This is a genomic window from Bacillus haikouensis, from assembly GCF_013179555.1.
GTDB classification, from domain to species: Bacteria; Bacillota; Bacilli; order Bacillales; family Bacillaceae_B; genus Rossellomorea; species Rossellomorea haikouensis_A.
On the sequence record NZ_JABMCR010000005.1, the window covers coordinates 15,984 to 31,906 of the forward strand.

14 protein-coding genes and 1 other RNA gene are annotated in these 15,923 nt (G+C 40.7%); 14 read left to right on the forward strand and 1 reads right to left on the reverse strand.

The annotated features are described in order from the left end of the window. Window positions 1-19 precede the first annotated feature (19 nt). From HP456_RS01175 to HP456_RS01225, 11 genes are all read left to right on the forward strand, one after another. Entirely contained in the window at window positions 20-2,284 is a 2,265-nt protein-coding gene (locus HP456_RS01175; protein WP_172248182.1) for a DEAD/DEAH box helicase, read from the forward strand. A 20-nt stretch (window positions 2,285-2,304) separates the two neighbouring features. After that, window positions 2,305-3,573, forward strand: a complete 1,269-nt coding sequence (locus tag HP456_RS01180; RefSeq protein WP_172248183.1) for a ribonuclease H-like domain-containing protein — start codon at window positions 2,305-2,307, stop codon at window positions 3,571-3,573. Between the two features lie 427 nt (window positions 3,574-4,000). After that, the gene (locus HP456_RS01185; protein WP_246288647.1) at window positions 4,001-4,240 is read left to right on the forward strand and encodes a CotD family spore coat protein; all 240 of its coding nucleotides are present in this window, start codon (window positions 4,001-4,003) and stop codon (window positions 4,238-4,240) included. A 202-nt stretch (window positions 4,241-4,442) separates the two neighbouring features. Next, window positions 4,443-5,000: an SLOG family protein gene (locus HP456_RS01190; protein ID WP_172248185.1), complete on the forward strand. Its 558-nt coding sequence runs from the start codon at window positions 4,443-4,445 to the stop codon at window positions 4,998-5,000. Between the two features lie 101 nt (window positions 5,001-5,101). Next, a complete protein-coding gene (gene gpsB / locus HP456_RS01195) occupies window positions 5,102-5,407 on the forward strand; it encodes a cell division regulator GpsB (RefSeq protein WP_172248186.1) in 306 nt (101 codons plus the stop codon). A gap of 80 nt (window positions 5,408-5,487) precedes the next feature. Further along, window positions 5,488-5,873: RNase P RNA component class B (gene rnpB / locus HP456_RS01200), an RNA gene on the forward strand. Window positions 5,874-6,049: 176 nt separating this feature from the next. Continuing rightward, on the forward strand, window positions 6,050-7,201 hold the full coding sequence (locus HP456_RS01205; protein ID WP_172248187.1) for a THUMP domain-containing class I SAM-dependent RNA methyltransferase: 1,152 nt from the start codon (window positions 6,050-6,052) through the stop codon (window positions 7,199-7,201). 87 nt (window positions 7,202-7,288) lie between these two features. Then, a complete protein-coding gene (locus tag HP456_RS01210; RefSeq protein ID WP_172248188.1) occupies window positions 7,289-7,468 on the forward strand; it encodes a hypothetical protein in 180 nt (59 codons plus the stop codon). A gap of 170 nt (window positions 7,469-7,638) precedes the next feature. After that, window positions 7,639-9,564, forward strand: coding sequence for an ATP-dependent DNA helicase (locus tag HP456_RS01215; protein ID WP_172248189.1), 1,926 nt, complete (start codon window positions 7,639-7,641; stop codon window positions 9,562-9,564). A gap of 119 nt (window positions 9,565-9,683) precedes the next feature. Continuing rightward, window positions 9,684-11,198: a carboxypeptidase M32 gene (locus tag HP456_RS01220; protein WP_172248190.1), complete on the forward strand. Its 1,515-nt coding sequence runs from the start codon at window positions 9,684-9,686 to the stop codon at window positions 11,196-11,198. Between the two features lie 1,251 nt (window positions 11,199-12,449). Beyond that, a complete protein-coding gene (locus HP456_RS01225) occupies window positions 12,450-13,220 on the forward strand; it encodes an SDR family NAD(P)-dependent oxidoreductase (RefSeq protein ID WP_172248191.1) in 771 nt (256 codons plus the stop codon). Between the two features lie 54 nt (window positions 13,221-13,274). Here HP456_RS01225 and HP456_RS01230 read toward each other — a convergent pair whose 3' ends face one another. Continuing rightward, window positions 13,275-13,727: a chemotaxis protein CheX gene (locus HP456_RS01230; RefSeq protein ID WP_172248192.1), complete on the reverse strand. Its 453-nt coding sequence runs from the start codon at window positions 13,725-13,727 to the stop codon at window positions 13,275-13,277. Between the two features lie 196 nt (window positions 13,728-13,923). On the opposite strand from HP456_RS01230, the gene HP456_RS01235 reads away from it, so the two are divergent. From HP456_RS01235 to HP456_RS01245, 3 genes are all read left to right on the forward strand, one after another. Then, a complete protein-coding gene (locus HP456_RS01235; RefSeq protein ID WP_172248193.1) occupies window positions 13,924-14,994 on the forward strand; it encodes a type III polyketide synthase in 1,071 nt (356 codons plus the stop codon). Further along, window positions 14,994-15,560 carry an isoprenylcysteine carboxyl methyltransferase family protein gene (locus tag HP456_RS01240; RefSeq protein ID WP_172248194.1) on the forward strand — a complete coding sequence of 189 codons (567 nt, stop codon included), beginning with the start codon at window positions 14,994-14,996 and terminating at the stop codon, window positions 15,558-15,560. Before HP456_RS01235 ends, HP456_RS01240 begins: the two co-directional genes overlap by 1 nt. Before the next feature lie 99 nt (window positions 15,561-15,659). Then, window positions 15,660-15,830, forward strand: coding sequence for a hypothetical protein (locus tag HP456_RS01245; RefSeq protein WP_172248195.1), 171 nt, complete (start codon window positions 15,660-15,662; stop codon window positions 15,828-15,830). Window positions 15,831-15,923 lie beyond the last annotated feature (93 nt).

Consider the following 15,923-nt stretch of genomic DNA (forward strand, 5'->3'; position numbering starts at 1 on the left):
GGTTTTAGAGGTGAAGAAGATGTTTAGAAAAAACAACCTTCAAGAAATAATAGAGCATTTCAAAAAAGACGACCAATTCAATAAACAAATCATACATTGGCATACAATAGATGAAAAGCCTGCAAAACTTGTGGATATCCCGGAAGTGGTTGATGATCGAATAAAGAAAGCTTTGTACGGCAGAGGGATCGAAAAACTGTATACGCACCAGCACGATGCATTTAAGCTGGCACTGAAGGGAATGAGTTTTACGGCAGTGACACCGACGGCTTCCGGAAAAACCTTGTGCTATAATCTTCCTGTTTTGCAAAAGATCATGGAAGATCAAAATGCAAGGGCTTTATATATCTTTCCTACAAAAGCCCTTGCCCAGGATCAGAAGAGCGAACTGAATGAAATCATTTCAGAAGCGGGTGCCTCCATAAACAGCTATACATACGACGGCGACACATCGGCCAATATCAGGCAGAAGGTCAGAAAAGCGGGACATATCGTCATAACCAACCCGGATATGCTCCATTCAGCCATACTCCCTCACCACACAAAGTGGGTTTCATTATTTGAAAACCTTAAATATGTGATCATTGATGAACTTCATATTTACAGAGGTGTATTTGGTTCGCATGTAAGCAATGTGATCAGAAGATTGAAACGAATATGCCAGTTTTACGGTGCATCGCCTGTATTCATTTGTACATCGGCAACGATTGCCAATCCTAAAGAACTGGCTGAACATCTTACAGGTTCCGAAATGGAGCTTATCGACAACAACGGTGCGCCAAGTGCAAAGAAACATTTTGTTTTCTATAATCCCCCGATCGTCAATAAACCTTTGAATATACGGAGAAGTGCAACCCTGGAAGTGAGAAGGATTGCCGGGGAGCTTCTGAAGAATAAAATACAAACGATCGTATTCGCACGCAGCCGGGTCAGGGTTGAAATCATCCTCACTTATTTACAGGAACTAGTCAAGAGTCAATTAGGTATAAAATCGATTCGTGGATATAGAGGGGGTTACCTTCCTACTCAAAGGAGAGAAATTGAGAAAGGACTGCGTTCAGGAGAGATATATGGAGTCGTCAGCACAAATGCGCTTGAATTGGGTGTGGACATCGGGCAGCTCCAGGTATGTATCATGACCGGATACCCAGGGACCATTGCCAGTGCCTGGCAGCAGGCAGGGAGAGCGGGAAGGAGACATGGAGAATCACTTGTGATTATGGTGGCAAGCTCCAGTCCTCTCGATCAGTTCATTATTGACCACCCTGACTACTTCTTTAAGCAAACACCGGAAACTGCAAGAATTAATCCTGATAATTTAATTATCCTGATTGACCACCTAAAATGTGCCGCATATGAACTTCCTTTCAAAGATGGGGAACAATTCGGTTCTCATGAGGTGGATGATATTCTTGAATTTCTGGCAGAAGAAAAGCTCCTTCATAAAAACGGAGATAAGTGGTATTGGATGAATGACGTATTTCCTGCCCACAACATAAGCCTTCGTTCAGCTTCCCAGGAAAATGTGATCATCATTGATCAGACTGATATTGCAGCTGTAAAAGTAATCGGGGAAATGGATCGATTCTCTGCGATGACACTTCTCCATGAGGAAGCCATTTATTTGCATCAGGGGATTCAATATCAAGTGGAAAAGCTGGATTGGGAAGAAAAGAAGGCCTTTGTCAGGGAGGTGGATGTCGATTACTTTACCGATGCCAACCTGGCAGTACAGCTTCGGGTATTGGAAACGGATAAACAAAGAGATACCGGCACCTGTGAAATCGCATATGGTGATGTCACCGTACAGGCTATGGCAACGATTTTCAAAAAAATAAAGTTCGATACTCACGAAAATATAGGATCGGGACCAATCCATCTTCCGGAGGAGGAACTTCATACCAATTCAAGCTGGATTTCTCTAAGCGACAGTTCACCTTTCACACAGGAACGTTTAGAGGAGGGTTTGATCGGGGCTGCACAAAGCTTAAAATCCATTATTCCGCTCTATGTGATGTGCGACCCGAGTGATATCTTCGTCGTTCCTCAGGTGAAAGCCGCACATAATGATAAACCGACGGTATTTATATATGACAGATATCCGGGCGGAATTGGCTTAAGTGAAAAAGTATATGAGCAAATTGAACAGATACTCTCTGAAGCAAGAAGCTTGATTGAAAGCTGTCTATGTCAATCTGGCTGTCCATCATGCATCGGTACAGAACATTCCATGAAAACGGCAAAAAATGATACGCTGAAACTGCTTGATTTATTCATTCAATAAAGGAAGAGAGGAGGGAGACAGTGTCCCTGAAAAACAAACTGAACAGAATGAAAAAACACATTGTAAGAACTAATGAAGAGAATGAAAAGAACTCAGGGAGATCGGCTGATCTTTCGAATGCTGATCTTCCTCATAAAGATAAATGGAAAGAACACGGGACCGTAACCTATTTTGTGGATGAAGATTATTGCCTTGTAAGGGAAAAAAGGTACCCTCTTAAGCACAGGCACGGCAAATATAGATTTGAAGATCTAGTGAAGGCAGTTGCCGCCTGGCAAAATTTTCACGGTACTCATCCTCTATCCTCCAATGGATTGGCACCTGAAGATTTGTTTTTCTTCGATACAGAAACCACAGGACTCGGAGGAGGGGTCGGCAATACGATTTTTTTACTTGGTCATGGAAAAATTGCCGGAAATGAGGTAGTTATAACTCAGCACTTTCTTCCCCAGCCAGGCAGTGAGATCCCTCTCTATCACAGTTTCTTGAAAACTGTGGATTATAACACCCTTGTAACATATAACGGGAAAGCCTTTGATTGGCCACAGGTCAAAACAAGGCACACATTAATCAAGGAACACGTTCCGAAGCTTCCTGCATTTGGACATTTTGATTTATATCATGGATCGCGCAGGTTGTTTAAACATAAAATGGAATCGGTGAAGCTGACAAATGTAGAGAGGCTGGTTCTGGATTTTGAAAGAGTGGATGATGTGCCCGGGTATCTTGCTCCTATGATTTATTTTGATTTCATAGAGAGAAGGGATCCAGAAGGCATTTTGAAGGTGATGGAACACAACGAGTTGGATATCTTATCATTAATTACATTATATACACATTTAACGTTTCAGCTGCTTGACGTTTCGGACTCCTCTACAGACCAGGAAACTTTTGAGGCTGGCAGGTGGCTGGAGTATACTGGGAATGCTGAGATGGCTAAAGACCGCTTTGTGTATATTGTAAATGAAAAAAAGCAGCATCATGAAGCAGTTCACCATCTTGCTCTGAGATGTAAGAAAGAAAAACAATTCGACAAAGCGGCCGGACTATGGGAGGGGATCAGCAATGACTGTCCAGCCAACATTAAAGTCGCCGTCCTTGAAGAATTGGCAAAGATCTATGAACATAAAATGAAAGACTTTGAGAAGGCATTGACAAAATGCCTGGAATTGGAAGAGATTTTGAACCAAATCGATTTTAAAAATGGGAAAAAGGAAAGCCGCCTTGAGCAACTATATACCCGTATAAATCGAGTGAGTTCGAAAATGGACAGGAAAAAATTAACTTGATTTGAATCTCTTTCTTGAATCTAGTAAAAAAACGTAAATTCATGGTACATTCTTCTTATTTATATATTGAGAATTTTCACAAGTCGTTGTAAAATGAATAATTGTGTGGAAATTATTTATGTTTAGATAGGATGATGAATATGAACCGTGCGATTTTAATTTTATTCTTTGTCGTCATTGGTTTAACGGCGTTTTTCTTTTCGAATTACTCTGAAACTTTATATAGCTTCATGTAATGTTTGATTGATATTGACGGACATTCTGGACTAAGTTGATTCAACTACTAACGGAGTGTACAAAAATAGGTATTTTCATTAGTACATGTTCTCTGCCCTTTTCATAGGCTATTAATGTATCAATTATATGATGAAAGGAGAACATGATAATGTTTTGTAGACCAAGACCCAATAAGGTGCTTCCGGCAGTTATGCACCCTGAAAAAAATTGCGTGAACCACACTTTCACTACCTATGAGGTACCGCATATCCATCCACAGCATACAACTACAGTCAACAATATCCAATACCAGCATAAACACTACTTCCCTCAAACTCAATCGGCAGTAGACAATGTGACAAACCAGCAATTTAACTGTGGAGGAGGCCAAGCTGGCCCAGGGGGACCCGGATTTGGTCCGCGCCCTCGACCGCCATTTGGATTATACTAATTAAAATACAATAGGCTAAAAAAGAAACTTAAGGTGGCTTCAAAGACTATTTCTCCATAGAAGGAGGGTCTTTGAGGTCACCATCCTTATTTCAGCCACGATAAGAAGGAACACTTTCGGAAAATATGATACAATAGAGTGTAAACAATCGGGCAGATTTTAACGTATCCTATACACTGCCTGCTAAAAGGAGTTTTGCTTCTTGAGCAAGGTTGCATGCTTAACAGGTTATAAATCTTTTGAGCTGGGAATTTTCAAGCAAGACGATAAAGCTATTCACTACATAAAACAAGCATTAAGAAAAGAATTACTTTCCTTGCTTGATGAGGGACTTGAATGGGTCACGGTCAGCGGGCAGCTTGGTGTGGAGTTATGGGGTGCTGAAGTTGTACTCGAACTGCAGGAAGAATATCCTGATTTAAAACTAGCAGTACTGACACCATTCCTGAATCAGGATGAAAACTGGAATGAAAATAATAAGGAATACTATGAAATGATACTTGCTCAGGCTGATTTTGTAGATTCTGTATCGAAAGACCCTTATAAAAGTCCTCAGCAATTTAGAAACCGTAATCTTTTGTTCCTGCATAAAAGTCAATTCCTTGTTATTTTATTCGATGAGGAGAAAGAAGGCTCGCCAAAGTATTTTTATCAAGAAGCCATAAAGTACAAGGAGAGTAATCCTCACTTTGAAATCAGGACAATTTCATTTCATGATCTTCAGTGGGTTGTGGAAGAAGAACAATGGAAAAATGAATGAATTTAATAAGAACACACTAGCACGAACAGGCCATTCTAAATAATTTGACAAAATGAAGGTTATTTGAAAAAATAAAAAAGATAAATACAGAGGTGAATGCGATGATCTCAGATAAAGTGAAATTAACGGCAAAAGATATACTGGAAAAAGAATTTAAAAGCGGAATGAGAGGCTATAAGCCCGAAGATGTAGATAAATTCCTTGATTTGATTATTAAAGATTATGAAACCTTTCATCAGGAAATTGAAGAACTTCAACAGGAGAATATGCGTTTGAAGAAGCAGGCAGAAGGGGCAAGCAAACGTCCAGTTGCCCAGCCTCAAGCATCCGGCACAACAAACTTTGATATTCTCAAACGTTTATCAAATCTTGAAAAGCATGTGTTTGGAAATAAACTTTACGATTGAACTTCCGTTATATTTACAAATATTACTAGTTGAAATGAGTAAACCTTTACTATATAATTAGTTATTGCTGATCCTTAATAGCGTTTGGGTAATCGCTGCAGTATTAGCTGTAGAGGAAAGTCCATGCTCGCACGGTGCTGAGATGCCCGTAGTGTTCGTGCCTAGCCAATTCATAAGCTAGGGCAGCTCAATTGAGTTGACGGCAGGGAAAGTACCTAAGTCCTCCGGGATATGGTATGACTACCTTGAAAGTGCCACAGTGACGAAGTCCTGTTAGAAATGGCAGGAGTGGAACGAGGTAAACCCCACGAGCGAGAAACCCAAATTTGGTAGGGGAACCCTTTCGGAGGAAGCGAACGAAGGAAGGGACAAAGGTGTTTATCACCTTTGTAGATAGATGATTACCACCTGAGTACGAGATGACAAGTCGCTTGCAGTACAAAGGAACAAAACATGGCTTACAGAGCGCTATTTCAGGAGAAGACAAATTTCTTTGACTACAAACTCTAGTGACTGATACATTCAGGTAAAACATTACCTTTGGTATCAGTCCTTTTTATTTTTGGAGCTTTTCTGAAGGCCTATTTTACCTTTAAATTGACTATAATAAGACAGAGAATTGAAACGGACGAGGTGTAATGCATGGGTACATATACTATAATCGCCACAGCAGCGATGGGTCTTGAAGCAATTGTGGCTAGGGAAGTGAAGGATCTGGGTTATGATTGCCAGGTGGAGAATGGGAAGGTCATCTTCAAAGGAGATGAAACCGCTATTGCGAGAGCAAATATGTGGCTTCGCACTGCTGACAGGGTCAAGATCCTGGTAGGGGAGTTCAAAGCTTATTCCTTTGATGAGCTGTTTGAAAACACAAAAAGACTTCCTTGGGAAAACTATCTCACGGAGGATGCTGAATTCCCTGTCCAGGGGAAATCTGTTAAATCCAAACTGTACAGCGTTCCTGATTGTCAGGCAATCGTAAAGAAAGCAATAGTTGAAAGAGTCAGAAAAGCGTATAAGCGGACTTCATGGCTGGATGAAACGGGACCGCTGTATAAAATTGAAGTTGCACTTCTTAAGGATACAGCCAGTATCACGTTGGATACAAGCGGGCAGGGCCTTCATAAAAGAGGCTACAGGATCGGGCAAGGTGAGGCTCCCCTCAAAGAAACCCTGGCTGCTGCCCTTATTAAATTGACTACGTGGAATCCTGATCGGCCATTCCTCGATCCATTCTGTGGATCTGGTACGATTCCGATCGAGGCAGCTATGATCGGACAAAACATCGCCCCAGGGTTCAATCGGGAATTTTTATCAGAAAACTGGTCTTTCATTGCAGGTGACATTTGGGATAAAGTACGTATGGAGGCAGAGGACATGGCGAACTACGACCAGCCTCTGGAGATAATTGGAACAGATATCGACCACCGTATGATATCTGTTGCTAAAGAAAATTCTTTAGAGGCTGGACTTGGTGATCTAGTGAAATTTAAACAAATGCAGGTGAAGGATTTCGTCACTGATTTGGAATACGGAGTGGTAATCGGCAATCCTCCATATGGGGAAAGGCTGGGGGAAAGGCCTGAAGTTGAAATGATGTATAAAGAGATGGGACAGGCATTTGAAAAACTAGATACCTGGTCTGTGTATATGCTGACTTCACACGAGTATTTTGAACAGTTTTATGGTAAACCTGCTACGAAGAAACGCAAGCTTTTCAACGGGTTCATCAGGACTGATTATTACCAATATTGGGGACCTAGACCTCCGAGGAAAGATAATCAGAAATCATAAATGCTGTGAAATTAACTCATTAATAGAATATCCCCTTCATTCTCTGCGTATAATAGTGCTATCATTTTTCTGGGGAGTGAAGAGGGAATGGAACATTCTCTATCGGATTACCACAAGATTTATCAGGCGCTGGAAGGCTCTATGTCTTCGATTTCAATTGAGCATGAGGGGACAGAACCCATACACGAAAGCTTGATGAATGCGAAGAACAACTTAAATAAAGCATTTCAGTTTGAACTGCTGAGACAAAATAGAATATACGATTGATATCAGGGACGCTCCAAACAAATGGCATTATCCCCTTTGTATAGAGTGTTTCTTTTTTTTGGAATAGGGGCTGTGTAAAAGCAAAGCCCTGCGCGGAAAAGCGGGCAGCGGTGGTTAACAGCCAACAAAACATACTAGATTATCAGTATAAAGGGATACAGGAGGTCAGCATGAAAAGTAAATTACCTTTCAATTTATCGAAAGATCAATCCTTTTATGAAGCACTTTCAGATTGGGTGGGAGATGTCTTTTATGATATCTTACCCGAAAAGGGATTCGACCTTCGGGATGAGCAAGTGTTCATGGCATTTCAATTAAACCAGGCGTACAAACAGAAACAAGTCATGTTTGCTGAAGCCGGCGTCGGGACGGGAAAGACATTGGTTTATCTGTTATATGCATTGTCCTATGCGCGGTATACAGGCAAGCCTGCCGTTATTGCTTGCGCGGATGAAACGCTTATTGAACAGCTTGTAAAAAAAGACGGAGACATTCAAAAACTCGAACAAGCACTTGAGTTGAATATAGATGTCCGATTAGCAAAATCAAGAGAACAATACCTGTGTAACAAAAAACTTGAAGAAAAACTGAATATGGATGAACGTTTCCATGACATATGGGAAGGGCTGCCCGCATTCGTCCATGAAACCAATTCAATGAACAGGTTCACCCACTATGGTGACCGTAAGGACTATGCTCATTTACCAGATGAGGAATGGAATGAAATTGGCTGGGATTCCTTACAGGATTGTATGTCTTGTGTATACCGCCATCGGTGCGGGCAAACGCTTCACAGGGAGCACTATAGAAACTCTTCAGACCTGATCGTGTGTTCTCATGACTTTTATATGGAACATGTTTGGACTAAAGATTCAAGAAAACGGGAAGGACAAATGCCTCTATTACCGGAAGCAAGTTCGGTCGTTTTTGACGAAGGCCATTTATTGGAATATGCCTCTCAGAAGGCAATGACTTACCGCATGAGAATGGAAACGCTGGAGAGCCTGCTTGAACGGTTATCCGCATCTGACATGAGGGAAACGACACTTTATCAAATTGAAGATATCATGATTTCGAATGAAAAATGGTTTACATTATTAGAGCAGGGAGCGAAGAATGGAACCGGTACGGACAGGCAGTATATAACCCGTTCATCCGCGCTTCTTGATCAGGGAAAGCTCTTGACGGAAGGCATTGAAAACCTATTGAATGAACTTGTTTTCGAAGCGGAAATGTATGTAATGGATGACTACTTATTGAAAGTTGTCGAGGAATATCTCGAACAAATCCAGTATTCATTAAAGCTGTTCCTCGAAGATGAGAAAGGCATTTACTGGCTTGAGGTAACCGAAGATGAACATACATTTGTTGTGATGCCGAGACTGGTGGAAGAAATACTCAGAACGAAGGTATTTTCCCAAAAAATTCCATTCGTTTTTTCGTCCGCTACTTTATCGTATAACCGCGATTTCTCATATGTAGCCCAGTCTCTGGGAATCGGGGAATTCGAAAAATTCTCAGTGGATTCACCGTACGAATACGATGAGATGATGAACGTATTTATTCCTGAGAACCTGAATGCCCCTGATTCGAAGTTCCGATATGCTATGGAACAGCTGAAACAAAATAATGGAAAGTCCCTTGTGCTTTTCACTTCTAAAGAAGAGATGAATGCATTCAGGGAATTTTATAGACACGATTCTGATCAGGAGTGGAAAATCATTTTTGAAGGTGATAAGGAAATCAGTCATACAGTGGAAGAATTCCAACATGACCAATCTGCAGTTTTATGTTCCTATCATTTATGGGAAGGTCTTGATATACCAGGCGAATCTCTCACTCAAGTAGTGATTGTTTCTCTGCCGTTCCCTCCTAAAGACCCTGTATTTGATGCGAAGCGTAAGCATACAATGAATGCAGCGGAGGAAGTGGATATCCCATACATGCTGCTCCGATTGCGACAAGGAATTGGTCGGTTGATACGGACAAGCGAAGATCACGGAAAGGTGCACATTTTATTAAATGAAGAAGAAGCATTCTACATGGATGTGGTTGAATCGATTCTTCCTGTTAAAGTCGATAAAATGAATGTTTAACTAAAAGAGCCGTCTAATGGAGGCGGCTCTTTGCCTATATATAGACCTAAGTCATTTTAGAAGGATTTGTCAGAAAAATATGATAAAATAGGGATGATGTTTAATAAGGGGGCTATAAGATGAGAGAAGAATTAGTAGAAATGAGAGACAATTTTCTAGAGTATGTAAAAAAAATGACTGCTTATAATGAAGCGCTCGGATTACTGTTTTGGGATTTACGGACCGGAGCTCCCAAAAACGGTGTAGAGCAGCGTTCAGAGGTCATCGGAATGCTTTCTTCCGAATTATTCGCGATGTCCACTTCAAATGAAATGGCAGCATATCTGGCTAAACTGTCTCCAGAGAGAGAGCAGTTGGATGAACGGACACAAAAACTGCTTGAAGAATGTCAGAAAGAATATGACCGGAATAAAAAAATTCCTGCTTCGGAATACAGGGAATACGTGGTATTGCAATCCAAAGCTGAAAGTGTATGGGAAGAAGCCAAGTCCAAAGCTGATTTCGAGATGTTTCAGCCTTATTTAGAAAAATTGGTATCTTTCACTAAGCGTTTCATTGATTATTGGGGTTACGAAAATAATAAATATGATACACTTCTTGATATGTATGAACCTGGTGTGACCGTTGATGTTCTGGATAAAGTATTCGGTGAACTGAGAGAAAAAATCGTACCGTTAGTTCATAAAATTTCAGAATCAGAAAATAAACCTCACACTGACTTTCTGTTTGAACACTTCTCAAAAGAAAAACAAAAGGAATTCAGTTTAAACATTCTGGATCAAATGGGATATGATTTCAATTCCGGAAGACTGGATGAAACCGTTCATCCTTTCGCTATAGGATTAAATCCCGGAGATGTAAGGGTGACAACCAAGTATGATGAAAGTGATTGGAGAACTGCAGTATTCGGTACAATCCATGAAGGCGGCCATGCGCTTTATGAACAAAACATATCAAAAGATTTAGTGGGCACCCCATTATGCACGGGAACATCAATGGGAATTCACGAATCACAGTCTTTGTTTTACGAGAACTTTGTAGGGAGAAATTATTCTTTCTGGAAACAAAATTACGATTTGCTAAAAGGATATACTGATGGTCAATTTGATTCCGTGGATATTGACCATTTTTACAAAGCAATCAATGAAGCAAAGCCGTCACTAATCAGAATTGAAGCAGATGAATTAACCTATGCATTACATATCATCATCCGCTATGAAATTGAAAAAGGCTTATTCAATGATGAAATCGAGGTAAGCGACCTTCCTGAAATCTGGAATCAGAAATACGAAGAATACCTTGGAATCAAACCTTCCCATAATGGAGAAGGCGTCCTGCAGGATGTTCACTGGGCAGGCGGCAGCTTCGGGTACTTTCCTTCATACGCACTAGGATATATGTATGCTGCACAATTCAAAAAAGCAATGGAAAAAGACATTCCCGACTTCGATGACCTTCTGGAAAATGGAGATCTTAGCCTTATAAGAGAGTGGTTAACAGACCATGTCCATAAATGGGGCAAAATGAAAAAACCGCTGGAAATCCTCAACGATGTAACAGGGGAAGGGTTGAATGCTTCCCATTTGGCAGATTATCTGATTGAAAAGTATACCAGGGTATACTCACTTAATTAACCAGGAAGAGGCTGGAATAAAAGTGTTATAGTCTAAATAAAACCCGAACTAATTTGATTTCCTGGATTCAAGTTAGTTCGGGTTTTTTATTCGTTTTGTTCTAATGGCTACTTTTAGCTCGTTCCATCAGTCGATTGGAGTACAAGACGAAAACCCCCGCGGAGAGTCAGCTTATTAGAAAAGAGAAAGGGCTTTGTTAGCGGGAGGTGTTATAAAACGAATCGTCCTGGAAAGCGCTCATTGCCTTCTTCTTCTTGGTCAAGTTTGGTTACATGCGTCTCTAAGCCCTGCAGCTAGACAAGTGAGAACGCGCGGAAAGCGAAGCCTTGCATGGGAATCATTAGCGATATTTAGAGTCATCATGTTCGACTTTTGGTAGTTGTTTTTTGTTTTGTCCCAACTTCTTTTGGTGATTAACGTAATCTACCAAACCCTGAAATCTTTTGAAGGCGGAGGTCCATTCTGGAACATTTCCATGAGCGGTACAGTATAGGCTAGGCATCAAGAATGAGAGATGAGGGTATAGTAAGCCAAACCTTCCAGTTTTCGAGTACCATCGGTGTTTTATCAGCTTCCCCAAAATAATCAAAAAGATAATAAGACTGCCGGTTCAAGGGGTCAACCAACATTTTTCATAACGATGCATAGGCATGTTCACTCACTCTTTCTTCCATTAAAAACGTTTGATGAATAGTAAAAAAACTCCAACCCATGACAGGATCAGAAACCCTCCCAGCAGCAACACGGAAGTAAAGGTTCCTTTCAGGGAACCCTGATCTTCAACCTTGGTGCGAGTTTTCCGATTCAAGTCATAATTTTCCATAATGCTCCCTTCTTTCACCTTTTTAATAAAGTACAGGATTACCTTCATCATACTTTTTGGAGCAATTGTCCATCTGTGATAAATGTCACACATTGAGAGGTAATTGTGAAACATATGTGAAATTCATCACATAAAACAACTAGGCAGTAAATGGAGAAAATATCCTGTTCCATTGAATAAAGTGTTACATACAATGTATTAATGATGTTTTTTAAGGGCGGGAGGATGAACAAGTGGAAAAGTATTATTGTAAAAGGTGCTGTCAATTATTCGATGAGAGCAGAAGGTGTTCTTTTTGCGGAGAAATGGTTGTATTAAAGATCCATATAATCGTCCATACACAACCAGCTAAGAAAGAATAGGTTACTTTGGTCAGTCTTCCAGTTATGTTAAAATATAAAAGATTCAAAAAAGAAAGGAGCGTCACAATGTATTTACCATCTTTTTCACTGAAAAATAAAACAGCGGTCATTACTGGCGCCGGGCGTGGAATAGGACGGGCACTGAGCATCGGACTGGCAGAAGCGGGGGCGGATGTAGTACTGCTGTCACGCACCAAGGAAAATCTGGAAGAAACGGCAGCTCAAATCCATGAATTTGGACAAAAGGCGTATATCCTTCCCACGGATGTAACATCCAGAGAGGATATCAGGGCGGTTGTTCAATACATAGAAAATCATGATTTGACCAGCGATATATTAATTAATAATGCCGGGATGAATATAAGATCAAATGCATTTGAAGTGACAGATGATGAATGGAAAACGATTATGGATACCAACTTGAAATCTGCCTTTATGATGAGTCAGGAAATAGGAACGCTTATGAAAGCGAATGGAAGCGGAAAGATCATAAATATTGCTTCTGTTGCAGGACATGTGGCACTTCGTACAGGAGTGGTGTATGCCGCGACGAAAGCGGCTATGATTCAAATGACAAAAGTATTGGCATTTGAATGGGGACAGCATAATATAAACGTCAACAGTATCGGCCCTTGGTATTTTAAAACTCCTTTAACAAAGGAACTCTTGAACAAAAAAGAATATGTAGAAGACATATTATCTGTTACGCCTTTAAATAGGATAGGGGAATTGGAGGAATTGGTCGGTCCTGCGGTATTCCTTTCTTCCGAGGCGGGGAACTATGTAACAGGGCAGACATTATTTGTAGATGGAGGGATGACGATTCACGGCTTTTAACCTTCTCGGGTTACAAGAAAAGCGGACATCGATCTGTCCGCTTTTGTGTGCCAGTCATTCTTCAATCATTAAAAGGATAAGAAAATCACCAACGTTTTCAATGGTTAAAGGAAGCTGGACAGCTTGATGAAAACCATATATTTTTGAATCCCCTGCTATGACAGCCGGAATGGTGATATCTACATTACGCCCGCTTAGAGCGATAGAAGTGGCAAGGTTTCCTACCACCATATTTCCCAGCTCTCCTGCAAATGACTCAAGCATTTCCCCGGCTAAGGGCATCCCGAACATTGAAGCTGCCAGAGACTTGAAACTTCCATCTTCCCCGTCAATGATGAACCTTCCCCGGGTATCTCCTGTCATCCCGATTAAAACACCGATATGATGTTGATTAAATGGCTCATCCATGGAAGTTGGTTCATGAAAGGTTACTTCCAGAGGGATCACAGCTTTTAAGGCTGTAATGAAATTGTTCAATAAATCAGAGACACCGCTAATTAAGGTCATGTCGAATCCTCCGAATATTTGTCAGAATTATTATATCATATGTACCGGGATAAAAGGCTCATAATTGCTGATTGAAGTTATAAATTCCTTTAAGAGCTATATAAGTGATTTATTTATCAGCAAAATCTTCGTACATGTTATTTCACATAATGGTAAACCTATCCTTATATGGAATGAGATAAGGAGGATGGTTGTTATGCCTAAAATCGCAGCTGTCGAGACAGAAATACCCCCATACAAAATCACTCAGACAGAAGCAGCAAAATTTGCCCGCAATCTGTTCTCAGAGAGCTTTAAGGATATTGACCGTCTGCTTCCTATATTTGCAAATGGCGAAATTGAAAGCCGGTATTTCGTTAATGACCTTGAATGGTTTGCAAGTCCGCATTCATTTCAGGAGAAAAACGATCTTTTCATCCGTTATGCTGTTGAATTGGGAAGCAGGGCCATAAAGAAGTGCTTGGATAATAATCACGTCAAATATGATGATATTGAAGCAATCTTCACTATATGCACATCTGGACTGGCTACTCCAAGCATCGAAGCCCGCATCATGAATGTCCTGCCATTCTCTCCACATGTAAAACGAATACCTATCTGGGGCCTTGGATGTGCAGGCGGGGCTGCAGGAATATCAAGAGCGTATGAGTACTGCAAAGCATTTCCAGAATCGAATGTACTAATCCTTTCCATTGAGCTATGTTCATTGACATTTCAGCATGGTGATCGTTCCAAGAGTAATCTGGTAGGGACGTCGTTATTTGCGGATGGGGTCGCCTGCACTCTCGTATGTGGAGACAAAAGCAAGGTGTTAGAAGGCATCACAAGTCCGCTTCCTTCCATTCTCAGCACTCAATCCACAACTTTAAAGGACTCTGTCGATGTCATGGGATGGAATATCAAAAATGACGGTCTTTATGTAGTGTTTTCTAAAGATATTCCCACCCTTGTTAAGAATTGGCTGAGGCCGAACGTTGAGGAATTTATCCATTCGAAAGGGGTTGGAATGGAACAAATCAAACATTTTGTTGCTCATCCCGGTGGAAAGAAAGTGATTGAAGCTTACCAAGAAGCATTGGGATTCGGTGAAAGTATGACCGAACATGCGATGAAAATCCTGAAACAATACGGCAATATGTCATCAGTCACTATTTTCTATGTGTTGAAGGAATTTCTTCAGGACAAATGCGCAATCGGTGATATCGGCCTTGGCGCTGCATTGGGACCAGGATTCAGCTCGGAATTAGTATTAATGAGGTGGGAATAATGGTCTTCTTCTATCTATTCCTAGTTGTTCTGGCAATCCAGAGGTTCATCGAATTAATAATAGCAAGGAAAAATGAAAAGTGGATGAAAAAACAAGGGGCGAAAGAATACGGCCAAAAGCATTATCAAGCAATGGTGCTGATTCATTTTGCTTTTTTTGTCTCCCTTCTTATCGAAGGAGGCATCTTTCACTCCGGCATACATCCCCATTGGGAATACTTGCTTGCTATATTCCTGCTCACTCAAGCGGGAAGGATTTGGGTCATTTCTTCCCTGGGCAAGTACTGGAATACAAAAATAATCGTCCTTCCGGATGGAGACATAGTGGCTACTGGACCTTATAAGCTGTTCAGACACCCGAATTATCTTATTGTAACCATTGAATTGATCATTGTTCCTTTACTATTCAATGCTTATTGGACGATGGTTATATTTGCTGCACTCAACCAACTGATACTCTTCACGAGGATCTCGATTGAAGAACATGCCCTCAGAAGTGAAACAGATTACGAGTTTGTGCATTTTCATACACCCGGATGGATCGGAGCAGCAAAAAAAGAAAAATGAATTTCTCATTGAAAATGATTATCGTTTTTGATAAGATGTAATTGAACATGAAAATTATTCTCAATTGCACGTCCAAATATAGTAAAGGTGGGGAATGAAATGGTTTGGATTCTTATTTTGTTAACAGTGGTTACATACGGCTTTATCATGAAACACGTCTTATCGAATATCATGAAGGATCGGCAGCCGGTCCGGGAAACAGTCCCTTATCAAAAAAGATCCCAAGCGTTTACCACCTCCAACCTCATCACAACAGAATCGACAAGATAGTCTCCTTCATTATAAGGAGGCTTTTTTTTATTCAGTCTTAAATCATTCTTCAGGGTAATTGAGTATACTATTTCCAAGATTGACTTATAGGTT